This window comes from Streptomyces sp. NPDC002156, assembly GCF_053593675.1.
In genome coordinates this window covers 33,710-58,290 of record NZ_JBSFDA010000054.1, presented here as the reverse complement: position 1 = coordinate 58,290, position 24,581 = coordinate 33,710, and the positions used below count along the sequence as shown (strand labels likewise).

General features: G+C 68.5%; 21 protein-coding genes and 5 pseudogenes. 15 read left to right on the top strand and 11 right to left on the bottom strand.

Features of this window, described 5'->3' with window-relative positions:
• A pseudogene (locus ACWCRB_RS22570) lies at positions 1-85 on the top strand (MerR family transcriptional regulator); the annotation flags it as partial.
• On the opposite strand, the gene ACWCRB_RS22565 reads toward ACWCRB_RS22570, so the two are convergent.
• Positions 71-454, bottom strand: a complete 384-nt coding sequence (locus ACWCRB_RS22565) for an HAD family hydrolase (RefSeq protein WP_450997741.1) — start codon at positions 452-454, stop codon at positions 71-73. The pseudogene ACWCRB_RS22570 and the gene ACWCRB_RS22565 overlap by 15 nt on opposite strands.
• Before the next feature lie 153 nt (positions 455-607).
• Between ACWCRB_RS22565 and ACWCRB_RS22560 the strand changes: the two genes are divergently transcribed.
• From ACWCRB_RS22560 to ACWCRB_RS22540, 5 genes and pseudogenes are all read left to right on the top strand, one after another.
• Complete coding sequence (locus ACWCRB_RS22560; protein ID WP_450997740.1) at positions 608-1,255, top strand: hypothetical protein; 648 nt, start codon at positions 608-610, stop codon at positions 1,253-1,255.
• 80 nt (positions 1,256-1,335) lie between these two features.
• The gene (locus tag ACWCRB_RS22555; protein WP_450997739.1) at positions 1,336-2,499 is read left to right on the top strand and encodes a Tat pathway signal protein; all 1,164 of its coding nucleotides are present in this window, start codon (positions 1,336-1,338) and stop codon (positions 2,497-2,499) included.
• The gene (locus tag ACWCRB_RS22550; protein ID WP_450997738.1) at positions 2,496-2,723 is read left to right on the top strand and encodes a hypothetical protein; all 228 of its coding nucleotides are present in this window, start codon (positions 2,496-2,498) and stop codon (positions 2,721-2,723) included. Before ACWCRB_RS22555 ends, ACWCRB_RS22550 begins: the two co-directional genes overlap by 4 nt.
• A 75-nt stretch (positions 2,724-2,798) precedes the next feature.
• A pseudogene (locus ACWCRB_RS22545) lies at positions 2,799-3,283 on the top strand (TrmO family methyltransferase domain-containing protein).
• A 475-nt stretch (positions 3,284-3,758) separates the two neighbouring features.
• A complete protein-coding gene (locus ACWCRB_RS22540) occupies positions 3,759-4,172 on the top strand; it encodes a hypothetical protein (protein ID WP_450997737.1) in 414 nt (137 codons plus the stop codon).
• Between the two features lie 1,241 nt (positions 4,173-5,413).
• Here the strand turns inward: ACWCRB_RS22540 and ACWCRB_RS22535 are convergent.
• The gene (locus ACWCRB_RS22535; RefSeq protein WP_450997746.1) at positions 5,414-5,920 is read right to left on the bottom strand and encodes an ATP-grasp domain-containing protein; all 507 of its coding nucleotides are present in this window, start codon (positions 5,918-5,920) and stop codon (positions 5,414-5,416) included.
• Between the two features lie 418 nt (positions 5,921-6,338).
• Positions 6,339-6,649: pseudogene (locus ACWCRB_RS22530) on the bottom strand (transposase); the annotation flags it as partial.
• 431 nt (positions 6,650-7,080) lie between these two features.
• Between ACWCRB_RS22530 and ACWCRB_RS22525 the strand changes: the two are divergent.
• Both ACWCRB_RS22525 and ACWCRB_RS22520 read left to right on the top strand, forming a co-directional pair.
• A complete protein-coding gene (locus ACWCRB_RS22525) occupies positions 7,081-8,757 on the top strand; it encodes a RecQ family ATP-dependent DNA helicase (protein ID WP_450997745.1) in 1,677 nt (558 codons plus the stop codon).
• A gap of 135 nt (positions 8,758-8,892) precedes the next feature.
• Positions 8,893-9,441 carry a hypothetical protein gene (locus tag ACWCRB_RS22520; protein ID WP_450997736.1) on the top strand — a complete coding sequence of 183 codons (549 nt, stop codon included), beginning with the start codon at positions 8,893-8,895 and terminating at the stop codon, positions 9,439-9,441.
• On the opposite strand, the gene ACWCRB_RS22515 is transcribed toward ACWCRB_RS22520, so the two are convergent.
• Positions 9,413-9,940 (bottom strand): MarR family winged helix-turn-helix transcriptional regulator, encoded by a 528-nt coding sequence (locus tag ACWCRB_RS22515; protein ID WP_450997735.1) that lies wholly within the window; start codon positions 9,938-9,940, stop codon positions 9,413-9,415. The genes ACWCRB_RS22520 and ACWCRB_RS22515 overlap by 29 nt on opposite strands.
• A gap of 45 nt (positions 9,941-9,985) precedes the next feature.
• Here ACWCRB_RS22515 and ACWCRB_RS22510 point away from each other — a divergent pair, with 45 nt between their 5' ends.
• Positions 9,986-10,711 carry an SDR family NAD(P)-dependent oxidoreductase gene (locus ACWCRB_RS22510; RefSeq protein WP_450997734.1) on the top strand — a complete coding sequence of 242 codons (726 nt, stop codon included), beginning with the start codon at positions 9,986-9,988 and terminating at the stop codon, positions 10,709-10,711.
• Positions 10,712-10,811: 100 nt separating this feature from the next.
• Positions 10,812-11,081 (top strand): annotated as a pseudogene (locus tag ACWCRB_RS22505) (transposase); the annotation flags it as partial.
• A gap of 36 nt (positions 11,082-11,117) precedes the next feature.
• On the opposite strand, the gene ACWCRB_RS22500 reads toward ACWCRB_RS22505, so the two are convergent.
• Positions 11,118-11,456, bottom strand: coding sequence for a thioredoxin family protein (locus tag ACWCRB_RS22500; RefSeq protein ID WP_450997744.1), 339 nt, complete (start codon positions 11,454-11,456; stop codon positions 11,118-11,120).
• Positions 11,457-11,861: 405 nt separating this feature from the next.
• Entirely contained in the window at positions 11,862-13,001 is a 1,140-nt protein-coding gene (locus tag ACWCRB_RS22495; protein WP_450997733.1) for a PucR family transcriptional regulator, read from the bottom strand.
• An 87-nt stretch (positions 13,002-13,088) separates the two neighbouring features.
• On the opposite strand from ACWCRB_RS22495, the gene ACWCRB_RS22490 reads away from it, so the two are divergent.
• Together ACWCRB_RS22490 and ACWCRB_RS22485 are read left to right on the top strand one after the other, a co-directional pair.
• On the top strand, positions 13,089-14,144 hold the full coding sequence (locus tag ACWCRB_RS22490) for a ferredoxin reductase (RefSeq protein WP_450997732.1): 1,056 nt from the start codon (positions 13,089-13,091) through the stop codon (positions 14,142-14,144).
• Between the two features lie 7 nt (positions 14,145-14,151).
• A complete protein-coding gene (locus ACWCRB_RS22485; protein WP_450997731.1) occupies positions 14,152-15,270 on the top strand; it encodes a fatty acid desaturase family protein in 1,119 nt (372 codons plus the stop codon).
• 669 nt (positions 15,271-15,939) lie between these two features.
• On the opposite strand, the gene ACWCRB_RS22480 is transcribed toward ACWCRB_RS22485, so the two are convergent.
• The 5 genes from ACWCRB_RS22480 to ACWCRB_RS22460 all read right to left on the bottom strand — a co-directional run bounded on the left by ACWCRB_RS22480 (position 15,940) and on the right by ACWCRB_RS22460 (position 23,194).
• A complete protein-coding gene (locus ACWCRB_RS22480; protein ID WP_450997730.1) occupies positions 15,940-16,440 on the bottom strand; it encodes a peptidylprolyl isomerase in 501 nt (166 codons plus the stop codon).
• A gap of 538 nt (positions 16,441-16,978) precedes the next feature.
• Positions 16,979-19,069: a patatin-like phospholipase family protein gene (locus ACWCRB_RS22475; RefSeq protein WP_450997729.1), complete on the bottom strand. Its 2,091-nt coding sequence runs from the start codon at positions 19,067-19,069 to the stop codon at positions 16,979-16,981.
• Between the two features lie 39 nt (positions 19,070-19,108).
• Positions 19,109-19,969: a hypothetical protein gene (locus ACWCRB_RS22470; protein WP_450997728.1), complete on the bottom strand. Its 861-nt coding sequence runs from the start codon at positions 19,967-19,969 to the stop codon at positions 19,109-19,111.
• A gap of 111 nt (positions 19,970-20,080) precedes the next feature.
• Positions 20,081-22,825 (bottom strand): AAA family ATPase, encoded by a 2,745-nt coding sequence (locus ACWCRB_RS22465; RefSeq protein ID WP_450997727.1) that lies wholly within the window; start codon positions 22,823-22,825, stop codon positions 20,081-20,083.
• Between the two features lie 171 nt (positions 22,826-22,996).
• A complete protein-coding gene (locus ACWCRB_RS22460; protein ID WP_450997726.1) occupies positions 22,997-23,194 on the bottom strand; it encodes a hypothetical protein in 198 nt (65 codons plus the stop codon).
• A 29-nt stretch (positions 23,195-23,223) separates the two neighbouring features.
• Between ACWCRB_RS22460 and ACWCRB_RS22455 the strand changes: the two genes are divergently transcribed.
• The 3 genes and pseudogenes from ACWCRB_RS22455 to ACWCRB_RS22445 form a co-directional block, all read left to right on the top strand.
• Entirely contained in the window at positions 23,224-23,403 is a 180-nt protein-coding gene (locus ACWCRB_RS22455) for a hypothetical protein (protein ID WP_450997725.1), read from the top strand.
• A gap of 143 nt (positions 23,404-23,546) precedes the next feature.
• Positions 23,547-23,939: a hypothetical protein gene (locus tag ACWCRB_RS22450; RefSeq protein ID WP_450997724.1), complete on the top strand. Its 393-nt coding sequence runs from the start codon at positions 23,547-23,549 to the stop codon at positions 23,937-23,939.
• Between the two features lie 314 nt (positions 23,940-24,253).
• Positions 24,254-24,580, top strand: a pseudogene (locus ACWCRB_RS22445) (hypothetical protein); the annotation flags it as partial.
• Position 24,581: the final 1 nt, after the last annotated feature.

Below are 24,581 nucleotides of genomic sequence, written 5' to 3'. Positions count from 1 at the left end.
GATGCCCTACGACTTCTCCCCAGCCCGCCTGCGCTGTATGGAACTGGCCGAAGAACTATCCGCCCAAGACTCACCCGCTACCTAGAACACGGCCTAGGCGCCAGCCGGCGGCGGCGAAGGCGTGGAGCACTTCCTCCATGCCTTCGAACGATCGGGCCAGAGGGGAGACGGCTTTCGAAGCCTCCACGTACGTCTGGTGGATCCGATCGGCGTCGGCCAGCTCGAGCCGTTCCATGATGTCGTTGAACGGACGGCCCAGGTGCTGCTCGTACCTCTCGAACGGCAGGTCGATGCCGTGACGCTGCTGGACCGCGCGCCACGCCTCCTGCATGACGGGGCGGGTATCGACCAGGACACCGTCCAGGTCGAGGAGCAGGACGTGCTGCGTCACGGCGTCTTCCATCTTCTTCCTCGGGGGTAAAGGCGCGGCGACGGGCGCGTGTTGAGCGGGCATGGCGAACGCCTCCTTGGCGAGCGAGTGGGACTGAAGGGGGGTGTGCGGAAGGGGTCGGGCCGCAGGGGCCGGACTCTCGGCGTTTCACGACCGCGAGAACCTGCTTGCCGCTTCCGTCTTCGTTGAGCAGCCGTCCACGCGTCGGCCTCGGCCGTGACGAGCAGCAGACTGCGTCCGTCCAGCGAGTCCGACCCACTGGCGCGAGGGATCGGCGGCAACGGGGAGTTGTCCTCCACCTCGATGCCCACGATTCCGCTCTGGGCAGTGAGGGTCAGCGTGATGTGCTCGGCCACCATCTGGCCGTTCGCGTCCGCAGGGCGCTCGATGCCGACCGGCGTACGGCCGTGGCGCTCGGCGTTCGTGGTGAGTTCGCTGACGATCAGGACCGTGCGGTCCATCAGGTCTTCTAGCCCCCAGGCCGACAGCGTCTCCCGCGTGAAGGTCCGTGCCGCCCTGACCGCCCTGTCGTCCGAGACCATGGTGAGGCTCACCCGGTTCTCGGGGGGACTCGATGACGGACTCCAGGCTCCAGTTGGGCATCATCTCGGCCTCCTCACCGCAACCGCCGAAGTGCGTCCGTCAAGGACTCGGCGGCAGGTCTCGGTGGAGGCGTGGAAGCTGCGGAGGTTCACGTCCACCGCCGTTCCCGGACCTCCTTCTCTGGCCTGGGCCGGCTCGGAGACATGGCCCTGCCTGCCCGGCGGCACGCGGGCTCCCGAGCCGTACGTCTGGATTGCGTTCACCGAATTCCTCCCGGGGGAAGGCCAGTTGGTGGTTTGGGTGACCTTGAGCGAACCGTGAATCACGGTGGGTTGGTATCCCCCACCGGCCGGCGATGCCGTCAAACCCGTCAAAGATCATCTTGTGGACAGGGGCGCACGATGAGGCGCGAGCGGAACGAGAAACTGGCCGCTTCGATCGCCGAAACCGGATGGTCGCAGCCGAAGGTCGCCGCTGCCCTCGTACGGGTTGCGGCCGAGGCCGGCGCCGACGAGCTGCTCGGCACCAGCCGCTCGCACATCGCGATGTGGATCGCGGGTACGGAGCCTTCCGGGCGGGCGCCCCACATCTTGAGCGAGACGCTGTCCCGTCGGCTCCAACACCCCATCACTCCCGCCGAGATCGGCCTCACCCCACCGAACTCGGGTGCGACCATGGCATCCGAATGGCACGTCGATACGGTGAGCGCGTTGGTGGATCTGGGGAGAAGCAACGTGGACCTGGAACGACGCCGGGTGCTGGCCGGCACGGCCCACTCGGTGACCGGACTCGCCCTGCCTGGACAGACGTGGTGGGACGAGGCCCCTGAGCGTGCCCGATCGCGCCCCGCTTTGACGAGCCGGAGAATCGGGACTGCCGAGATCAACGCGCTGAAGGAGATGACCGAGTTCTTCTCGAAGCGCGACCAACGCCAAGGCGGAGTGGACGGCCGGACAGCCCTCTACCAGTACATCTACGACGACGTCGCGACGTACGTCGGCGGTGTCTTCGCCAGTGACGAGACGCGCTGCCGCCTCTTCGCCGCCGCTGCCGAGCTGGTGTACGTCGCCGGCTGGATGAGCTTCGACGCGTCGCACCACGAGGCCGCCCGGCGGTACTTCACCCTCGCGGTGAAGCTGGCGGCCGAGGCCGAGGACGCACCGCTGGCCGGCCACGTCCTGCGAGCCATGGCCCACCAGGCGACAGATCTCGGCCACCCCAAGGAAGCCGTGGACATCGCGACTGCCTCGGTCGAACACAAGCGGTACACCCTGGCGACTCCCCGCGAACGAGCCCTGTTAGGCGTCGTACGGGCGCGGAGCCTGGCCACGGCCGGACCGCGCCACGAAGCGCGTGTAGCCCTCCTCCGGGCTGAGGACGACCTCGCAGCGGCAAAGCCCGGGGATGACGAACCCGTCCGCGTCTGGTTCTTCTCCGAGGCCAGCCTGGCGCACGAGACAGCTCGTACGCTCTGGGCTCTCGGCGACCTCCAGGGGCCCAGGACGAGTTCTGGCGCAGCGTCCACACGAGGGAGACCGGCGCCTTCGGTCGCACTCACGTCGTGACCTTGGGATACCTGGGCGCCGCGCAGGCAAGTCAGGGCAACGTCGAGGCAGCGTGCAGCACTTGGGCCCAAGCCCTGGACGCCATGAACGGCGTCCATTCCGGCCGAGCCCGCGAGGCGGTGATCAACATGCGGCGGGTTCTCTCCCCGTACCGCAACCGCGGGATCAGCGCGGCGGCGGAGATCGACGAACGAGCCAAGGCCGTGCTGAAGCGAGTAGCCTGACCGCGCCATGACGATGGGGGCGCGCGGCGCGGAGACTTACCGAACTTCCCGTCTGGACCGGAAGAAGGGGCAGTTGTGACCGCACAGTCCATCGAGGTGCCGATCGTCGCCACGGTTGTCGGAGGCCACCTGAAGGTCGGCGACGACTTCCAGGGCGGCGTGGAATCCATCATCCGGCTGCGCCCGGACTACCCCGACGACACGTTGCAGGAGATCGAGGAGTTCTCGCATCTCCAGGTCACCTGGTACTTCTCCGAAGCTCGCCCAGCGACGTCGCGCTGCATGCCCGCAGTCCTCGCAACAACCCGGAGTGGTCAGCGACCGGAACGTTCGTACACCGTAACCACCGGCGCCCCGCCCGGATCGCGACGTCGTTCCCGCGACTGCTCGGCGTGGACGGGCGCAACCTCCGCGTGACGGACCTCAACGCCGTCGACGGCACACCGATTATTGACTTCGTACCCGTGTTCCAGGAGATGCTCCCCCACGGCCCTGTCACACAGCCATCATGGCCGACTGAAATGCTCCAGGACTACTGGCGAGATGCACTCGACCGCTGACCGAGTGCCGATGGAGTGCTTGCATACCTCCTCACACACTCGTACAGCTGCCGTTCAATCTGCTTGTACTCGTGGCTGAGCACCGGTCCCACGCCCGGCGCGAGGACCGTGCAGCCGTACGAGCGCCAGCTGGGCGGGTGACCAGCCGGGGCGCCCGCGCCGTGGATACAGGTCCATGAAGTCCTCGTCCGTGAATCCCGGACCCGGCACCTCACGAATATGCATGCACAAACAGCCCTTCGGGCACGCGAGATGCACTCCCTCGGCGGTTTGTACGGGCACCTCACCAGGGACATGAGGATGCAGCGATATCTCTCCCACCTCACGGTCGCGACCCCGCATCAGACGAACCCATCATCCCGCCACCAGGAGATCACCTGCGGCGGGACAACATCAGAGGTCACGCGGCTGGGCCAAAACCATGTCACGCAACATGTGTAGACATGGTGCCGATCTGTGCGGGACAGTCGAGGGCGTGAACATCCGTCACAGAGGTTCTGGCACAGCCGACGAGAGGGAACTGATGCAGAAGATCCGCACCATTCTGTTAGCTGCCATGTCGGTCGCTCTTCTCAGTAGCGGACTGGTGCTGTCCTCCGCAGGAACAGCCGATGCTGCCGCATGCAACACCGTGCGACACGTGGAGACCAGTGGCGCCGAGGCTGACTGGAACGTCAGTTGCAGCGGCAACTGGGTACATGTCTTCGGCAACGTCACCGACACCGCCGCAGACGGCGAGTGCGCCCGCGTCTACGCCATCTGGAACGATGGAGGTGTCGACTACAGCGCAAAAGCCTGCCCCAAGGGGCAGACCAAGGAGTTCGACTTTTCTTGGCACAACTACACCAATGCCAGCAATGCGGCAAGCGTGTACCTCCAAGAGCTCTGAGGAAACAAGTAAAGCCCCTGATAATCCGGGCTTCGGCGTAGCCACACGACGCCCATTCAAGGATCCGACCCCTCAGGTCATCGCCAGCACCCACAGGCTGTCGAGTGCCTGAACACCACCTCATGGCTCGCACAGCAACGCGAGGCGAGTACCTGGGCACGGCCATCCACCCAGCAGCAGGAGCGGCTGTCCCAGCTGGGCGTCAAGCCTCTTGAGGCCCCATCTCCCGCCCCAGCCGTGAAGCGTAGGATGGGCCCGAGCAAGGCCGAACGGGAGTTCCAGCGGGGCTTGACGGCCCTCACGCAGTGGGGGGAGCGGGAAGGTGCCCACCGGCCGCTACCACGCGCCCAAAGCGGGCAAATCACGGTCGGTGCCGATGGCCGTGAAACTGGGCGTGTGGGTCTCCAACGCCAAACCCCAGCAGCTTCGCGTGCTGCGGGTCCAGCGCCGCAAGCTCCGCCACCTTCACGTACCGGCGCTCAGTGAGCGTCGTCGTCGCCGGGGCGCACCTGGGCCTTGGCTCACCCAGGCCCGGGTGGAACGGGTCACCGGAGCTGAATCCAGTCGCTACTTCCAGCAGATGTGCCATCCGCAGCTCGGTCAGCTCGAGCTGGCCCGCTTTCAAGTCCACGGACGCCTTGCGCTGGGTCCGGTCGGCTCCCGCCGCCGACGTCTACACATGACGGCCAGCGCTGCGGATGGTTGGTCAGGAACCTGAAGCTCACCCGCTCCCGAGTCCCGTCGTCCTTCACCAACTGGATCCGTCCCAGGTGCGGCTCACGCCGCTCGACCGCCCACTCCGTCCCGTCCAGCACCAACCCCGCACCGGGGAAAGGTCTAGCACGGCTGCGGAGGTCATTGGCCCATCTCCTCGGCAAGCATCACGGCCGGTGCTGCTCGTCGGTGTGGTCACGTCCGTCGGAGCACCCGAACTCGACGGGTTCTGGAAGGCGCCAGCAGGCTTTGATCGCCTACTGACTGTGTGCTCGGAGACAGGACCGGTTGCCCATGTTAGTCCTTGGCCCATTGCGCCTGACCGAAGGGGAGCCGTCGCCGACGAGCGGCACTCCGATCTCTCAGGCGCTGCGGCGACTCAGCGCTGCCAAGGGCAATCACGTCGACGAGTTCTCCTCAGTCGGACTCGGCCGCCACCGCGACACAGACGACTGGCTTTCACCCAGGCACCGCTCGAGGCCCGACGATCACGCCACTTGACTTGGTGCAGGGACGGAGCGCAGGTGCTACGGACCGACCAGCAGTGCGGCCAATTCGCCTCGGCTGCTCGACTGGTGCAGGTCACTGACTTGGCCGTCACCGACTTCGACTACCCGCCACACCCCGTCCGAGCGAAGGGCCACGTCGGTTGTGACGAACCGGCATCCTAGGCGCCGCACTGCAGGCTCGATGTCATCAAGGTCGGGCGCCAGCCCGCGCCCAAACGGGCTATCCGGATGGGGCGTCAGCATCCTGGGTTCACCATCCAGCCACCACACGCGCACTTCAGCCGCGACGGACTCAAGCCGCGAGAACGTCTCGAAGGCGCGGAGAACGATCCCACCAGCCAGGAACTCCTCCTGCAACTCTGCAAAGCGCTGCACGACCCGCGTCAGTTCCACGGCGTCGGCGAGATCGGGAATGAAGCACGCCTGCTCCCACTCGTGCTTGCGCGATTTGACGTAGTCCTTCACGATTCCCGAGCCTGGCAGTAGGGGCTCGGCGAGAACAGCCAGGTCGTCGGCGGTCAGCATCTCACCGGGCTTCGTAGGACGCCACACGCTCGCGGGCGTGATGTCGACGAACATTGCATACCAGCCTGGCAGTTCGTGAGCGGTGCGGTATTGCTCCGGTGTCACGAGCAGCTTGGTGCCACGTCGGCTCAGGGCCTCAGCCAACGCGGCGTATCGATCGCTGGGAATCATCCAGCCTCGGTACCAGGCACTTCCCAGCCCAGCCGGAACTTGTGCAACTGCCTGCTGCGCGTCGCCCTGCAACAGCGCGTCGTGGTCGATCAGCCCTACTGCCCCGCCACAGGCGCGGACCTCCCGAGCTTCCAGCGCGAAGTGTTCGTCTACGCGTCGAGGGTTCAACGAATCACGGCAGTACAGGACGGGCATCGGCATGACCGACACGCTATGGAACCTCCAGCTCTCGGGCCAATGGTTTCTCTTTTCCCCGTCGGCCCGGCCGCTGCCGGCGCCCATGTGCGCGGTCGTCATGCCGTCCTTGCGGTCCCTGGAATCGTCGATCACGGTGACCCGGCCATCCTGCGGAGCCGTCGCCGGCTCCTCGCGCAGCAGCTCAAGCCGCTGGTCGTTGACCAGCTCGGCCTCCCAGGGCGGTTCGGATTGGAAGAACTGCAGCCGCTGCACCCCTGGTATCTCCGCGCCTGCCACCAGCTCCGCCCCGGCCAGGCGAGTGATCGTCTTGTTCCGCTCCCTCTGCGTCATCGGCCCGGTCAGGTACTCGCGAAACCGTCGCCACCCCGGACCTGCAGCTAGAACCGGTGCGGCACAGTGTGTGAGGGATGCCTGGCACCCTCACGCACCGCCGGGCCCGGCGCGCCCGTCCTGCGCCGCAACTCCTCGACCGCGCCCCTCTCGTACGAGCCCCGCGTCTCGTACCGGCCCCGCGCCAGGGCGAGAAGCCGTTCCCGGGCGGTCTCCGCAAGCCTCAGCCGGGGCTCCTTGCGTCGCGTAGATGGGCAAAGACGTGCTGGCCGTGCCCGGCAACACGGTCGAGGCAATAGCCCCTGAAGACAGTCGTGACGCTCGCCGGCCTGCCGCGACCGTGCCGTCGCAGTCCGCGCCTGGCGATCGGACTGCTTCGGGCCGGGGCGGGCACTAGACCCACCACCGCCCGTCCGGTTCCGCCCCGGTCGCGCGCAACCGCTTCGGGAGTCCCTTTGCCGATCAGCCTGTTCGTCGCCCGCCGTCTCCGCAGAGCCGCGCGGGTGGCCTTCGGATGGGACGAGTTGCGTCCCGGTCAGCTCACCGCGATGAAAGCGGTCATGCGCCGCAGGGACGCCATGGTGGTGATGCCGACCGGCTCGGGCAAGTCGGCGGTGTACCAGGTGCCGGGCATGCTGCTCCCTGGTCCGACGCTCGTCGTGTCACCGTTGATCGCTCTCCAGCGGGACCAGATCGCCGGACTGCTGCGCAGCAGCGGCCAGACTGCCGTCGCCGTCAACTCGTCGATGTCCAGGGCGCAGAACGAGCAGGCATGGGAGAGCGTGAGCGACGGAACGGCCCGGTTTCTCTTCCTCGCCCCGGAACAGCTCGCCAAGCAGGACGTGCTGCAGCGGCTGGCCACGCTGAGACCGTCCCTCTTCGTCGTGGACGAGGCGCAGTGCGTGTCCTCCTGGGGCCACGACTTCCGGCCGGACTACCTCAGGCTCCGGCAGGCCGCCGAGAGCATCGGGCGCCCTCCCATCCTCGCCCTCACCGCCAGCGCCGCCGCACCGGTGCGAGCCGACATCGTCGAGCAGCTCGGCATGCGCAAGGCCCACGAGGTGGTGGCCGGGTTCGACCGGCCCAACATCCGCCTGGAGGTCACCCACTTCCTGGACAACGCGGCCAAGCGGCGCGCCGTGGTGGAGCGGGCTGCGGCCGAGCCCAAGCCGGGCATCGTCTACGTCGCCACCCGCAAGGACGCCGATGCGTACGCCGCCGAGCTGAGCGAACTCGGCCTGAGCGCCGCCGCCTACCACGCGGGCAGCCGGTCGGCCGACCGCAGCGCGGTCCACGACCGCTTTCTCGGCGGCGAGTTGGACGTGGTGGTGGCCACCTCGGCATTCGGCATGGGCATCGACAAGCCCGACGTACGGTTCGTGCTGCACGCCTCGGTGCCCGGGTCCCTCGACGCCTACTACCAGGAGATAGGCCGGGCGGGCCGGGACGGCGAGCCGTCCCGGGCCATCCTGCACTACCGCGTCGAGGACCTGGGCCTGCAGAAGTTCTTCTCCACCGGCCGCCCGGACGCGGACACCATCGCCGACGTCTCCCGCCTCGTACAGGACCGTGCGACCCCGCTGACACCGACGGAACTCCAGGAGGAGACCGGCCTGTCCGCCGGCCGGCTGACCGCCGTCCTCAACCTCCTGGAGAGTGCCGGAGCCCTCACCACGGAACGCGGAAAGGTGGCCCCGGTCCCCGGGGCCGATGCGGAGGAAACCGCCACGCGGGCCATGGAGTTGGGCACCGCGCACGAAAGCATGGAACGCTCCCGGGTCGACATGATGCGCGGCCTGGCCGAGACCACCGGCTGCCGACGGCGTTTCCTGCTCGGCTACTTCGGCGAGCGCCTCAACTCCCCCTGCGGCAACTGCGACCGATGCGAACAGCGGCCCACCGGCGCCGACGCCGCAGTCGGCGCCGTCCCCGGCCTGTCCCGCCCCCGGACCGCCTCGCCCACGCGCCACGACCACCCGTTTCCGCCCGGCACCGCGGTCCACCACCCGCAGTGGGGTGACGGCGAGGTCCTCAGCGAGGAGGAGAACCGGATCACCGTCCTGTTCGCCTCGGTCGGCTACCGAACCCTGTCACTGCCGGTGATCCTGGAGAAGAACCTGCTCACAGCCGCTTCCTAGACGGAGGCCCGGTCGGCCCGCCGCAGCACCGCGTACAGCCCCGCGCTCACCGCGAACCGACCAGGCAGGTCACATCCCCGAACGACGGCCACTGCTCCGGCACCCAGCCCACGTACGTCTCCTGGTTCGAGAACAGTGGGACCGATACGACGATGCCCGCCAACAGAGCCGGACCATCCCCACACCCTGTTCACGATCGCCAGGCTCGCCGACAATCTCGGCGAGCAGCAATGCTCGACGGAGGCCGCCGAACTCGCCCGCACTGCCGTCGAACACGCGACCACCGCCCTGGGCGCCGAGCACGAAGCCACCCTGAGCCGCCGCCTCACTCTGGCCTGGGTTCCGTACCGCACCGTCCCGCACGAGTCCGAGGACTTCATCCGCGCCACCGTGCGGGACATCGTCGCCGTACCCGGTGACGGTCACCCCGACCGCTGGGCCGCACGCCACCTGCTGGTGGAATCCCTGCATGGCCTGGGCCGGACCGACGAAGCAGAACCCAAGGCCCACACACTGATCGCCCTGCGGGAAGAGCACCAGGACGCCGATCACCCGCACACCCTGCGCGCCCGCGCCGACCTAGGAGCGTGGTCAGTAACTCTCCAGTCTTTCCTCGCTCGCGGTCTTGAGCGACTTCCGTTGCCCGTGGTGTGGTTCAGGTGTGGTGGTGGGCACGGTCGTTGAGGTCCTGCACTAGCACGGCCAGGAGGCGGCCCAGTTCCTGCTGGTCCTGGGGTGACAGGACCTCGATGAGGCCCTGCTCGTAGTTCAGGAGGCCGTCGACCGCGTTCTCCACTGCGTGGTGGCCCTCGGGAGTGAGCTCCACGGGCACGGCGCGGGTCCCGGGGTCCGCAGCCAGCCTGCGGACGAATCCCTCGTGCTGGGCCCGGTCCACCCGTTGGGTCACAGCTCCAGGTGTGATCAGGCAGCGGGTGGCGAGTTCCCGGGTGGACAAACGGTATGGCTGGCCGGAGCGGCGCAGGGTGCTGAGCAGATCGAGGGTGGCGGCGTCCATGCCGATCTGGGTCAGGGTACGGCGGCGTTCGTCGGCCAGCAGTTTCGCGGCGTGGTGGATGCGGGTGAGGATGCCGATCGAGTCGACCGGGAGTCCGGGCTGCTCGCGTCGCCAGGCTCGGGAGATCTCCTCAGCGCGGTCAATGCGGGGCTGGTCCGGCGTGGTCATGGTGGTACTGTCCCACACACGTTTAGGTCTAAACAAGGAGTGGTGATGCGTCAGATCGTGGTTACCGGTGGTGGCACCGGGATCGGCCGGGCCGTTGCCGAGGCCTTCGCCGCGCAGGGCGACCAGGTAGTGATTACCGGGCGTCGTAAGGACGTGCTGGAGGAGACCGCGGCACACTTGGGCCCGAACGTGCGCGCCGTCGCATTCGACGCGAGCGACCCCGTGCAGGTCCAGGCGGCACTCGACGCCTTGCCCTCTCAGGTGGACGTGCTGGTCAACAACGCCGGGGGCAACACCGACATCGGCGCCGAGCCACCGTCTGGCCTGGTCGGCCTGGCGGCGGCCTGGCACGCGAATATCGACGCCAATGTGCTCTCCGCGGTCCTGGTCACCACCGCCCTGCGACCACGGCTGACAGACGGGGGAGCCGTGGTGAGCGTCAGCTCCATCGCGGCCCACCGTGGTGGCTCCGGTTCCTACGGATCCGCCAAGGCCGCCGTCGAAGCCTGGAACCTCACCCTGGCCCAGGACCTCGGCAAAGACGGGATCACGGCCAACGTCATCGCGCCGGGCTACACCGAGTCCACCGACTTCTTCCAGGGCGACATGCCCCCGCAGCGCCGTGCCACCCTGCTCGCCCAGACAGCCAACGGCCGGGCCGGCACCCCGGCGGACATTGCAGGCACCGTGCTGTTCCTCGCCTCACCAGCCGCAGGACACATCACTGGTCAGACCCTGCACATCAACGGTGGAGCCCTGGCCGGGCGCTGAGCAGCAGGCCCGGCAGACGGAGCCGAACCGCCGCCGGTTCGCGAGCGGCTCCTTGATGCCGGTGTCGTCGCACCGAAAGGTTGGAAGCCCGTTCATGCCGCTGGGCAAGACGTTCCGGGCGTTCACGCCGGATCAGATGCTGTTGATGCCATTGCCGTTGGACGACTGGCTGCCCCAGGCACATCTGGCCCGGTTCGTCGCCGAGCTGGTCGACGAGGTGCTTGACCCGACGGCGATCCGCGCGTCCCACACCGAGCGGCGCGGCAACCCACCCTACGATCCTCGGTTGATGCTGCGGCTGCTGGTCTACGGCTACACCACCGGGGTCCGCTCTTCGCGGGCGATCGAGCGCAAGTGCGGGGACGACGTCGTGACGGGCGTCGCGGCCACGTGCCGCAGCGGCCGCTCAGAGGTGGCCGTCCAAGAACTTCCGTACCTCGGTGATGGTCATGGGCCCCGTGCCGTGCGCCACCGCCTCTCCCTCTTTCAGCAGGACGTAGGACGGGGCTCCGGTGATCCCGTATCGCTCGGTCGCAGCCGGACAACGCGTGATGTCGGCACGGACGGCCGTCAGGCGGCCCGTGTAGTCGTCGGCGATGCCACCCACGACGAGGTCCATCACCCGGCAGGGCTCGATTGCCTTGGGCCATGTCCCGGTGAAGTACGCGAGGACCGGAACTGCGCTCATCCCGAGGATGAAATTGAACTCCGCGTCCTCACGGGGTTGGTGAACTCGCTTCGCCATGGAAGCTCCTGATCTCACATTCCGTCATTCCATCCTCATCATCCCTCGCGCGGTGAGAGGCACGGGGCCGTCGCAGAACCACGGTGGTCCCCGACGCGAGCGGCCCGGCCCCCGGTCCCTGGTGACCCGGCCTGGCCACCCCACCGGTCACCCAGCTGCAGCCCGCCGCGCGCCCGTGGGTCAGCTCGTGCCGGGACAGCACCCTCCACGACGGCATGAAAGCTGTTTTCCAGGGCGTAGCGGCCCAGCTCATCGACCAGATGCTCGATGAGCGCGTCGACGAGCGGGCCGGTGCGCATCGTCCACCGGATCCAGGCGAGCCGTATCCGCCGCCGCCCTTCTCAGAGACAGCGCCCCCGACGGGCTTCCCGGGGCCTTGTCCGGTCTTCACATCAGCCCCCGGTCTCAGCCGGCCCTAAGACCGACCGCCAGCGTCAGTTCAAGGACCCGGTGTGGCGATGCGAGATCCGGATACAGCTCCCGCAGCTGCGACATTCGGTACCGGACCGTCTGGGGATGGACGAACAACGCCGCCGCCACCTCGTCCCGCCTGCCCTGGTGCAGCAGCCACGCCCGCAACGTCTCCTCCAGCCGCCGTGCGGTCGCGACAGGCAAGGTTCGCAACGGTGCGAGGGCTCGGGCGCGCAGGTCTTCGAGCGCGTCCATGTCGGCGCTCAGCACCAGCTCGGGCAGGTGGTCCTCGGTGTCGCGAATATCGGAGGAGAGGGAGCGCGCTCGTAGGGCTCGTGCGTACGAGGCGGACGCACGAGTCCATGGCCGGGCCGGGCCGACCACGGCGGTGCGGTCGGTCAGCTGCCGCAAGAGATGTGATCGGTCGGCATCGGGGACGAACAGCACACCGGTGGAGTCCGGCAGATCGTCGAGGACGAGGGTGCCCGGGTCGAGCGCGCGGTAGGCAGGCCGGGCCTGGGCTGCGGGCAGCAGGACCGCGGTCAGCGAACCCGGAGGCTGCCACCCGGCCCGTTGAACAGAGGCCAGCAGCACGTCCGGGCTCGCGCCGGCGAGGAGGTCCCGGGCCAGGTGTTCCAGGTGGCGCTCGTAGGCCCTGCCCCGGGCGGCCAGTTCGTCGGCGTGGCCCGCGGCGCTCGCGGCGGAGAGCTCGTCGATGTAGGCGAAGGTCAGCTCGGCGAACTTGGCGACCTCGGCGGCGGGCAGACCCGCGGGTACGGCACCCGCTGCCAGGCATCGCCAGGCCACGCGGGCGCCGACGCGGTAGGCGCTGAGCAGAGCGTCCATCGAACGGCCGTCGCGGACCTCGCCGCGGCCCAGCTCGTAGGCCGCGTCACCGGCGTCCCCGCCCGTGGTGTTCCCGCTCGCGAGGTCCAGGTAGTGCCCCAGGGCGGTGCGGACGGCTCGGCGGATGGTTCCGCCCATGTGGCCCGAAAGGGCGTTGGCGTAGGGAGGGACCTCGTCGATGATCGCCTGGACGACCTCGTCGGCGGTGCTCTTCAGCGCGGCCCGAAGTGCGGTGACCGTCGTCTCATCCAGGACCAGTTCACTGGCCCTCCGGACTGCATAACTCACGTTTTTGTTCCCTGCGAACAATTCAGCCGACCAGATTCACGTCCTACGGTCAGGACTTTACTCCTTGAGGCGCAGCAAGCTGGAGCCATGACGAGTACAGCCCTCCGCAGCAGGGCGAGGAAACTGCTGGAGATGGTCACGACGCCGCTGCTGCCGTCGGACTACCTCGACCTGGTCAGCCCGCTGCGTGCGGGCGCCGACCTGCGTGGGCGCATCGAGGCCGTGCACCCCGAGACGGGTGACGCCGCGACCATCGTGATCAGGCCGGGACGGGGCTGGCGCGGCCACACGGCCGGTCAGTACGTGCGGATCGGGGTCGACGTCGACGGGGTGCGCCTGTGGCGTGCCTACTCCCTCACCTCGCCGACACACCGCCAGGACGGCCGCGTCACGATCACCGTGAAGGCGATCGAGGACGGCAAGGTCAGCAACCACCTGGTCCGCAGGGCCAGACCGGGCACGCTGATCCAGCTCGACCAGGCGACCGGTGACTTCGTGCTGCCGCAGGCCAAGCCCGCCAAGGTCCTCTACCTGACGGCCGGCAGTGGCATCACGCCCGTGATGGGCATGCTGCGCGACACCGAGTTCGACGACGTCGTCATGGTCCACTGCGCGCCACAGCCGCGAGACGTGATCTTCCGCGACGAACTGCACGACCTGGTCGCGGACAAGAAGCTGCGGCTCACCGAGGTGCACACCGACACGGACGGCAAGCTCGACATCGCCCGTCTCCACGAACTCGTGCCCGACTGGGCCGAGCGCGAGACCTGGGCCTGCGGGCCCGCGGGCCTGCTCGACGCCGCCGAAGAGCACTGGAGTGAGCACGGCGTACAAGAGCGCCTGCACACCGAACGCTTCCGCCCCGGCATCGTCGTCGCCGGCGACGGCGGCGAGGTCACGTTCAGCGTCACCGGCAAGAGGGTCGGCGCGGACGGCGCCACGCCGTTGCTGGACATCGGCGAGGAGGCCGGCGTGCTCATGCCCTCCGGGTGCCGCATGGGCATCTGCTTCGGCTGCGTCACGCCGCTCAAGGCGGGCGCCGTCCGCGACCTGCGCACCGGCGAGATCACCGAGGCCGAGCCGGGCGTCCTCATCCAGACCTGTGTGTCCGCTGCGGCGGGCCCCTGCGACATCGAACGGTAGGAGCACCGTGACCGCCATCGACCCCACCGCCCACCTGACCGCGGAGCAGATCGAGGAGCTCGGCCGCGAGCTGGACGCGATCCGCGACGAGGTGATCGCCAGCCGTGGCGAGAAGGACGCCGCCTACATCCGTAAGGTCATCTCGGCGCAGCGCAAGCTCGAGCTGGTCAGCAGGGGCGTGCTGCTGTTCTCGATCTTCCCGCCCGCGTGGCTGCTCGGCACCGCCGGTCTGTCCGTGGCGAAGATCATGGACAACATGGAGATCGGCCACAACATCCTGCACGGCCAGTGGGACTGGATGCGGGACCCGAAGATCCACTCCACCACCTGGGAGTGGGATCACGTCTCGCCGTCCGAGCAGTGGAAGCACTCGCACAACGAGCTGCACCACACGTACACCAACGTGATCGGCAAGGACAACGACCTCGGCTACGGCATCATGCGCGTCGACGAGGACCAGAGGTGGCACCCGTTCCACCTCGGCCAGCCGCTGTGGAACTTCCTCAACGCCTGTTTCTTCGAGTACGGCATCGCAGCGTACGACCTGGAGCTCGGCAAGAACCTGCACAAGCGCCGCCGCAACAACCCGGAGTTCCGCGCGCGGGTGAAGGCCGTGGGCCGCAAGATCCGCAAGCAGGTGCTCAAGGACTACGTGATCCACCCGCTGCTGTCGGGCCCGTCGTTCCTCACCACGCTCGCCGCCACGTTCACCGCGAACCTGGTCCGCAACATCTGGTCCCACTCTGTGATCATGTGCGGGCACTTCCCCGAGGGCGTGCAGGTCTTCGAGCGCCACTCGATCAAGGGCGAGACGCGCGGCCAGTGGTACCTGCGCCAGATGATGGGCTCGGCGAACATCAGCGGCAGCAGGGCCATGCACTTCATGACCGGCAACCTGTCGCACCAGATCGAGCACCACCTGTTCCCGGACCTGCCGAGCAACCGGTACGCCGAGGTCGCGGTGAAGGTGCGCGCGCTGTTCGAGAAGTACGAGCTGGAGTACGTCACCGGACCGCTGCCCAAGCAGGTGTTCTCCGCGTGGCACAAGGTCGTCCGGCTCTCGCTGCCGAACAAGAACCCCAAGGTCAAGACACCGGACCGCGAGCAGGAACTCGTCGCGGCCTGATTCCCGGTACTGGTTCAGATCCTTCGGCCGTACCGGCGGCACCGCCAGGTTCGGTGAGATCCGTTGCGGACGATAGGCGGCCGCGACATCAGACGCGGGTGTGTACGCGCACTCGGTCTGCCGACGGGCGGGCCGGGTGGAAGACATGGGCTGTGACGTGGACACTGCCGGAACCGATACTCGCCGCCCCCTCATGTCCGACCCTGCGCTGCTGCCGCGGTGGGCGCGTGAGCCGAAGTGGGACAGGTGGCAGGCCCTGGTCTCTATCGACGCGGGGCGGGTGCTACTGCGCTCGGGGCGCGGCACCGAGATGGGGCCGGCCTTCCCCGAGGTGGTCGCCGGGACTGCGCAGCTGCCGGACGCTACAGCGCTGGACGGGGAGCTGATTGTGTGGGAGTCGGCGCCGTGGGCGCTGTGCCCGTCGACCACCGACGCGGGACACCGTGCGCGACAGGTGTCGAGTGACGTCGCTGGTGGCGGAAGTCGGCGTCGCCAGGACGGTACCGGGCGTTGGCGGCACCCGGCCCGCTGGTACCGCGCCAGGCCCGACCTCTCCCCCGGCGACGTCGCGCTCTTCGGCCACCCCGGACAGCCTGCCGGAGCACCGGGGTGCACGCGCACGTGGACACCCGTCTGGGGCGCTGGACAGGCGCCCCAGACGAACGATGATCAGACGGTGGGGACGACGCCGCTCTCCTCAATGACGATCTTCTTTGCGGTGGCGCCGGAGGAACTGCCGAGCGTCTCGATCGCCTTGACGACGTCCGTGCCCTCGACGACCTCGCCGAAGACGACGTGCTTGCCGTCGAGCCACGAGGTCACCACCGTGGTGATGAAGAACTGCGAGCCGTTGGAGTTCGGACCCGCGTTGGCCATGCTCAGCAGGAACGGCCGGTCGTGCTTGAGCTGGAAATTCTCGTCGGCGAACTTCTCACCGTAGATGCTCTTGCCGCCCGTGCCGTTGCCGTTGGTGAAGTCACCGCCCTGCAGCATGAACTCGGTGATGACCCGGTGGAAGGGCGCACCCTTGTAGCCGAACCCGTTCTGGCCGGTGGCCAGCTCACGGAAGTTACGGGCGGTCTTCGGCACGACGTCGTCGAACAGCCGGAAGACGATGCGCCCGAGGTCCTCACCGTTCGCGGAAACTTGGAAGTAGACGTTCTCACTCATGGCAGCGATTCTCCACCATGGATTGAGACCCGCGGGACTCGGCGTCGGCTCCGTCACCCCCGGCACCACCATCGCCTCCCAAACCGGCAGGGCGGGACAGCACCACAGAAGCGGTGAACGTCACGCTGGTACGGCCCCAGCCGGTGGTCAAGGTCGGTGTGCACGTCGCCCGGGACAGCTCCAGCCGGTGGCGCACGGAAGACTGCAGCACCAAGGGCCTCCTGCTGCTCGATTGGATTCGACATCCACGAGCTGTGCGGGAGGCCCCGCTTCCATGCTCAGCCAGCCAGAAGATCACCCGACCGAGTCGACGACCTCGAACTCACGCTCACCGAGATCGATAGAGCAACGGGACGCCACCAGTCCAGCACGTTCGCCAGCGAAGGCGGAGGCATGGACGTCATCACGGCGCAGACTGACCGCGCCCGTTCGGGACGTGAGCGGCTGTGCCGCATCAGCAGACAGAGGTGGAGGAACATCAGGCGACGGTGGATCCCACGGATGGCTGACGCGGCACCGCCGGACCCTGTCGGCATCCCTATCGACATCCCATCTGGGCCTTCAAGGTGCGGAGTTCCGTCAGCCTCTTCCGCACCTCGCCGATCTGTTCGACAAGGTCCTTCCGCTCAGCCCGGTCTGCGGGGTCCTTCGGGTCCAGGCTGTCCCGGAGTCGCCGGAGATCGTCAATGTCCCTGTCGGCCGCGGCGATGTCGGCTCGCAACTTCCCGCATGCGGCAGGTTCGGTCACGGTGACTGCAAGCGACGGAGTGGCCGCACCGAACCATTCCACTCCGTCCCGCACCATGCGCCACTGCAGCACGGTCGTGGAAGCCGCAGGTGCCTTGAGGTCGACGGCGAAGGTCACTTCCTCACCAGGTGCGACAGATGCCGGCAGTTCGACACGGTTGGTCCCCCACGTGGTGTTGTCCTGGGGAGCCTGGGTTCCGAGTCGGTACTGCTCTTCGGGCCGCCATGTCGTGGTGCCCGTGTTGCGCATCGTGAACGTCGCGGAGAACCCGTCATGAGCGCCGACACTCGCCGGCACCGCATGCGTGACGAACGCGGCGTCGTTCAACTGACCCACCCAGGGGTGCAGTTCCAAGGTCACGCTCCAACGGTCGATGCCGTCGGGTACGGGGCCGCCGGCGGCACGGCGGGCGGCCAGCACATCCTTGAGTCGTTGCTTCCCGGCATCGATCGTGACCTGGGCGTCGGTGCGCGGAGTGGGGGTGCCGTCGGCAGGGCGCGTGGGGTCGGGCTGTCCGTACCGGAGGTTCTCGGCGCGCCAGGTGTCGAGCCGCGTGAGCGCGATGTCGGTCGCGGTCCGCCAGCGTGCGCTGTCGTGGTCGACCCCGTCGAGTGTGTCCGCCGCCCGCATCCAGCCGTAGTCCCGATTGATCTGGATCAGACCGGGATCGATCGTGGTCAGGTTGTGAATGTCGACGTCCGGGGCGATCACCACGGTACGGGGTGCGCTCTTGCCGGCTTTCGGACGGACGGACAGGTCGTCCACGGAGATCTCGTTGAGGACGATCTCGACCATGGCCCTGCCGAGCACGTCGGTGATTCCGGCGCCCGTGAAAGTGCGCGGCTTCTCAGGCTCGACGGTCAGCCGTGACGCACTCACCACATAGATCTCCTCGGCCCCCGCGTCCGCGGCGGCCTGCACCGGGACGATCTCGCGCACCCCGCCGTCGACATAGTTCTCGTCACCCAAGGCCACCGTACGGAACAGTGCCGGGATGCTCGCCGAGGCGAGGACGCCCTCGCGGATGTCCACTACGAGCGGTACCGGAGGCTGAGCGGCCAAGCAGTCCGCGAGCGCCAGCCGGGCATCGTTGAGTGCTTTCTGGGCCGGCCGGATGTTGTTCTCGATGATGTCGGGCTTCTCGTTCGGCGCGGCCGTTCGCAGCAGAGCCTGTTGATCGCGGAGGTTTCGCTGCCGGCCATCGACTTCCTTTTCCAGTGCGCGACAGGCCGCGGTCAGCCTTCCCGCCCACTGAGCCGGTGAGCCGTCGCGCTCCAGGACCGCGCCGCTCTCGGTCACATAGCGCAGACTGCCGCTTTCCAGGGCGACCGTGGCCATCCGTAGTTTCCTGCCCGTCGCGGCCCACGCCGCGATCGCGTCGAGGTCGAGCCTGGAGTAGAGGCGGTCGCGGATGGGAGTGAGGTTGTAGAGGCTTTTCGCCTCCGTCACCAGGCGGAGCGACTTGAGCAGCGCTATTCCGTCCCCGAAGAGGAACGCGGCGTCGTAGAAGAAGTTCGCGATGAACGCGAGTTCACCCCACGTGCCGTTGTCCGACGCGGGTCCCGAGATTCCAAGGTTGGCGGACCGCCCCGTCAGCAGATCACGGACCCGGGTATCCATGTCCGGGTGAGACAGCCAGGCCTCCTCCTGATACATGTCCGCGTTCGTCCGCAGCGACGCCCACAGTTGTTCCAGGCCGCTCAATCCCCGCTCGGGGTGGGCCGGATCCTCACCCTCGGCGAGTTTGACGGCGTTCACCGACCCCACAGAGGTGCTCACCAGGATGTCGGGGCGAATGCCCCGGTCGTAGAGCAGGCGCAGCGCTCCGACCTCGAAATCCCCTCTGGCCCCTCCACCACTGAGGCATATGGCGACTGTCATCCCTCAACTCCCCCTTCTTGTGTGGACCGTGAATCGCTGTCAGGCCACGAACTTCCAGACACCCGGCACGCCGGTGGTCTTGCACAGGTAAAGATCGGCATTCGCGTCCAGCACCAGCTCGCCCGCGTTGTGGAATCCGGTCGTGGGTGCGCCGACCGATTGCGAGCGGCCGAGCTGAACCGCCGCATGGGCCCCTGACACGTACATTCCGGTGCCGGACTGGCCCAGGCAGACCACCGCGAAGCCGCCCGGGGACTCCGAACCGTTCTCCGCCAGGACCGCCGCTGCCGCGCTCGAGCGGGTCGCCGCGCGGATGCCGTCGCCGTCGACGCTGTACGCGTTGAGGGCCTCCCGGTCCCGGCTGAAGGCCAGTACGCCGATACCGCGCAGACTGACGCCGAGCGTGCCCCGCCCCTGTGTGCTGTAGCCGTACACGCCGTCCCCGGACGGGCTCTCCCCGCATACGCCGGCCTGGGCGTTCGGCGGTACGGCGTACCCGTGCACGGCGTTGCTGCCGTAGCCGTAGCCGCGCAGGCCCGGCTGGCTGAAGCCGACCCCTGTGACGCCGCCCGGGTCGCCGACCACGTAGAGGGCGCCGCTCGCACCGCTCGCGTCCAGGTACGTCGTGTCGGTGGCCGAGTTGCTCGCTCCCGCGACAAGGGGGGAACCGGTGGCCGTCGCGACGGCGGAGGCATCCTTCGACGCGGTGTCTCGCGCGGGCCGGATGTCCTGCGCGGCGGGCGGCTGGGGTTCCGCTCGCTGCTCCAGTTCCTCCAGCAGCCGCAGGGCCTGTTCGCGCAGTGCGGTCAGCCGCGCGGTGAAGTCCCACCCCGTTCCGGCGTCTTCCGCGTCCGCGCGGTTGCCGCGCTCCGCCGGGCTGCTGGTCTCGTCGCTGGTCATGACCGGTTCCTCCTTGTGCGCAGGGCTTTTCACGCTAGGAAGAACCGGCGGCGGCCCGCTTCCGGGAAATCCCCTGCCCCGGAAGCCGACGCCATCGACTCCGAGAGCGGGTCACTCGCGCAGCCCCGGATACCGGTGAGCGAGTTCCGTACGGTTGCGGACCCCCAGCTTCCGGTAGACGTTGCCGAGGTGGAACTCCACCGTCTTCGGGCTGAGGAACAGCGCGGAGGCCGCCTGTTTGTTGGTGGCTCCCCGCACGACCGCCTGTGCGACCTGGAACTCCTGCGGCGTCAGGTCCTCGGGCCCGGACGGCTTCGACCGGGCCCGGACGGTCTCCCCGGTCGCCGTCAGTTCTCTGCGGCAGCGCTCCGCCCAGACCACGGCGCCCAGCCGCTCAAACGCATCCAGAGCGCCCCGCAGCTGCTCCCGTGCCCTCACTCGCTGCCCCGCGCGGCGCAGCCGTTCCCCGTAGGTGAGCCGCGTCCGGGCGGTCTCCAGCGGGCAGGACACCTCGGCGTGCAGTGCCAGGGCCTGCTCGAAGCAGTCCTCCGCCCCCTCCTCGGCGGCCAGACCGCGTACCCTGAGGGCGATCGCGGCGTGCAGGGGAATGTGCACCTGCCCGGCATGCTGTGCCACGGATGCCAGGGCTCCCGGCGACAGCGGAAGTCCGCAGCGTATCCGTGCCTCCATCGCGTCGAAGCTGCTGTCGAGGAGAGTGTCGGGATCGTCCGCGGATGTGGACATCGCTCCCTCGCGTAATCGGCGCAGCGCCTCCGAGTAGTCGCCGAAGCTCAGTTCCAGCAGTCCGAGGGCTTCGTTCGCGTCACGCGGATAGTCGGTGTCGGCGCGCCGCAGCGCCAGCGCCCGCTGCCCGTGTCGCCTGCATGCCTCGGCGTCGCCGCGTACCGCCTCGACGTGGGCCAGGGCGGACAGGGAGAGGTACTGCCAGAACTCGTTGTCCGTGAACCCTGCCAGTTCGACGGCCTCGGTCGCCGCCGCCCGTGCCGCCTCCGTGCGGCCCGTGAACACGTTCGCGTAGGAGGACACGTACAGCGCGAAGGGCAGCATGCCCAGGGCTCCGGAGACCCGCAGCCGCTCCAGCAGCGAGTTGACGGTACGTCGGCCCAGCTCGTGCTCCCCGGTCCAGTTCATGGTCGCGGCTGCCAGCACGACGTACTCGGTCGGCAGCTCACCGCCCTGTGTGCGCACCGCCTCCAGGCAGCGCCGCAGCTGTTCTCTGCCCGCTGCGCCCTCCCCCAGGTGCAACATCGTGATGCCCCGGATCAGGCCGGCCACCAGTGTCGCGGGGGACTGCGCTCCGTCGAGCAGCTTCTCCGTGCGCATCGCCGCCTCGAAGGCGCCGGTCGGATCTCCGGACAGCAGCGACGCCATCGCGGCGTCGGCGAACAGCTCGGAGCCACGCCGTGGATCGGTGCCGCACAGTTCCTCGGCCGCCCGGAACACGAACCGGTGTGCCAGGGCGGGATGCCCCGTGAACAGTTCGACGCGACCGAGGCCGGCCGCTATATCCGCGCGCAGTCCGGCTTCCTCGACCAGGGCGTCGGCCCGGGTGAGGAGTTCCCGGGCGTGGGTGTTGCGCCCGCCCAGGAGAGCGTCCTTGGCCGCCGCGGTGAGTCGTCGGGCCCGATCGGGTTCGCTGACGCTGAGTGCCGCCGACCGCTCCCACGCGGCGGCGGCCGCCATGTACCCGCTGCGGGACTCGGTGGTGCGGGCCAGTTCCTCCAGCGCCGCCGCCACCTGTTCGTCCGGGCCGAGGGTCGCCTCGGCCAGATGCCAGGCCCGCTCCCCGGCGCGTCCCGGCTGTGCACAGGTCGCGGCGAGCGCCCGATGGGCGGCCCGGACCTCCTCGGAGGACGCGCCGGCCAGCACAGCCGAGGGGACCAGCGGATGGGCGAAGTGGTACGCGTGCGAGGCGAAGGACGCCAGGCCGCTGCCCTCGACGTCGGCGAACGCCGTCCGCGGTACGCCGAGGTGCCGCGCGGCGCGTGTCACGTCACCCACCTCGATCGAGGTGCTCGCGGCCATGAGGAGCAGCAGGGTCCGGGCGGCGGGCCCCACCGTCGCGACGCGGTCGGCGAACAGCGCGCCCGCGGTGGCCCCGGCCTGCAGTGTGCGTGGCATCGGGCGGTGCCCGCTCAGCTGAAGTCCGGTGAGCCCGTTCACCAGCTCGATCAGCGCCATCGGGTTGCCGGCGCTGCGGAGTGCGAGCCAACGTAGTACATCCTCGTGGGGTCTCACCCCGGTGCGGTCGGCGACGAGTTCGCCGACCGAGCTCTCCTCCAGCCCGGCCACTTCGAGCGCGGGGAGAGCGACCGTCAGCGAGTCGACCGCCGGATCCGGCCGGGTTGTGACCAGCATGCCGATGTCCTCGGCCATCAGCCGACGGGCCGCGAACGCGAGGGCCTCGGCGGAGGACGGGTCCAAGGCGTGCATGTCGTCGACGGCGACCAGCAGTGGCCGCTCCTCGGCGAGTTCGGCCAGCAGGCTCAGTGTGGCGGCGCAGACCTCGAAGCGGTCCGCGGGCCGTGTGGGCCCGAGGGCGACAGCTCCACGCAAGGCCTCGGCCTGGGGTGCCGGAAGCCGGTCGATGAGGTGGGCGGCGGGCCGCACGAGCTGGGAGAGACCCGCGAAGGCGAGGTGCTTCTCCGGCTCCCAGCCACGTAGCCACAGCACGCGCGTGCCCTGCTCCTGTGCCGCGTCGGCGCCGAGTCGCAGCAGCGCGGTCTTGCCGATGCCGGCCTCGCCGCGCAGCACGAGGACACGGCTTCTGCCCTTGCGGGCGTCCTGAACCAGCAGACCGATCCTCTCGGTCTGTGCGTGCCGTCCGAACAGCATGGCTCAGGGTAGGACGACCGAGCCTCGGGCGCGGGGCGGCTGATGAACGACGGGCCACTTCGGGCGACTAGGGCTGAGGAGGTTCACCGCCTTCTCTGAACCGGACCCGGACGGCGTACAGCGCGTCGTACCGATCCCGTGTACTGACCGCGTACCGCAGGCCCAGCCGGGTCACGCACCAGGGCAGCACACCGATGGCGATCGGCCGCGCAGCCGGTGCCCGGCCGCGACCGAGGTCGCGAACACCACGCCCCGTACGGGCGGCAGTTCACGCGTCCCGACGGACCGGGCCCCGGTCCAGGTGGCCACCAGGTCGGTGAGCCAAAAGACGGCGGCCATCAACATGACCGCGAGGACCACGGTCGCCAAGCCGGGAACCGTTGGTCAGCGGCAGCCCGATGACCACGGCAGTGGCAAGACTCCCCGCCACCGGTACGAACTCCGTCGCCCTGCCCCTCACCAGGGCGAAATGGGCGAGGACGCTCACACCGGCCACCAGCACCGCGCTGAGAGCGCTCGCGGCGGTGCTCTGGGCCGGCATGCGCTGCGTGGATGGCAGGACACAGCCCCCGTTGTGAAGTCACGAATTACCCGAGGGGGATGAACCCGCTCTACCCTCGCCCATTCGTCCTGGCAACCCTGGGGATTCCCCCGAGGCGATCCGTCAACCGGCGATTTTACGGTGAGGGAACCCAACACCAACGGGGAAGGAGATCCGGTTATGCCCGGAGAGTACGACGCGAGGATCAAGGATCTGTCGGTGGTCGAGAAGGGTACGTCCTTCACGGTGGACACCCTTGCCACCGCGGGTGACTTCGATGTCGTCGCGGACATCGAGGTGGGGGCGTCACTGAACGCGGTCATCAGCCGCATCCAGATCTGGGCGTCGGTCGGCAACCAGAGTCAGCTCACGCGGGTCGGCCTCCAGACGTACGACCAGCCCGCACAGCCTGTGAACGGGCCGCGCAGCGAGCAGATCCGCATCCCGTTCAACGCCCTCACCGGAGTCGGTGAAGGCGACCTCCTCCAAGCGGTCGCCACACTCAAGGTCACCGCCGGGGTGCTGACCGACGTATCCAACGCGAAGAGCGAGCCGTTCCTCTTCACTGCGTAAGGCATGCACGACATGTGCCGCGGCGGCAACCGGCCGTCGCGGCACATACCTGTACGCTCGCGTGCCCGAGCGCCCCTACGCCCGCAGCCCCGCGCCAGCAGGTCCACAATCGCCTCGAACTCCGCCTCGGCTCCGGGGTTCTCCCAGAACCGGGCGTACTCCGAGCCATGGAAACGCCCCGTTGGCTTTATCAGTGAGTTCTGTGGTCGACAGTGCTGCGCCGTGAACGAAGTACGGCCGCAGCTGGATGAGTTGCTGTTCCCCTCGTTGGAGGGCGAGTTCGTAGAGTCGGTCGAGGTGACCGACACGAGTGTCCGGGATGCGGGTGCTGGTCGGGCCGAATACACGGTTCGTACCTGCGATTTCCCCGTGATCTGCCACCGGTCGGCAAGTTCGTCGTGGTGTCGTTACGGCTGCGTCGATGCGTCTGCGCGGAGAACTCCTGTCCGCGCAAGACCTTCGCCGAGCAGGTGCCCGGGCTCACCCGCCGGTTCGGCCGGCGGACTGCTGCGCCGCCCGGCGGTCGCCTCGAAGGCCATGGCCAACGATTATCCGGACTACGGCTTGGCGGTGCGAGTCTGGCAGTTGCCTCGCCGCAGGCAAGTCATCCGATTCATGCGGATTGCCGGATTGCCGGTTGAA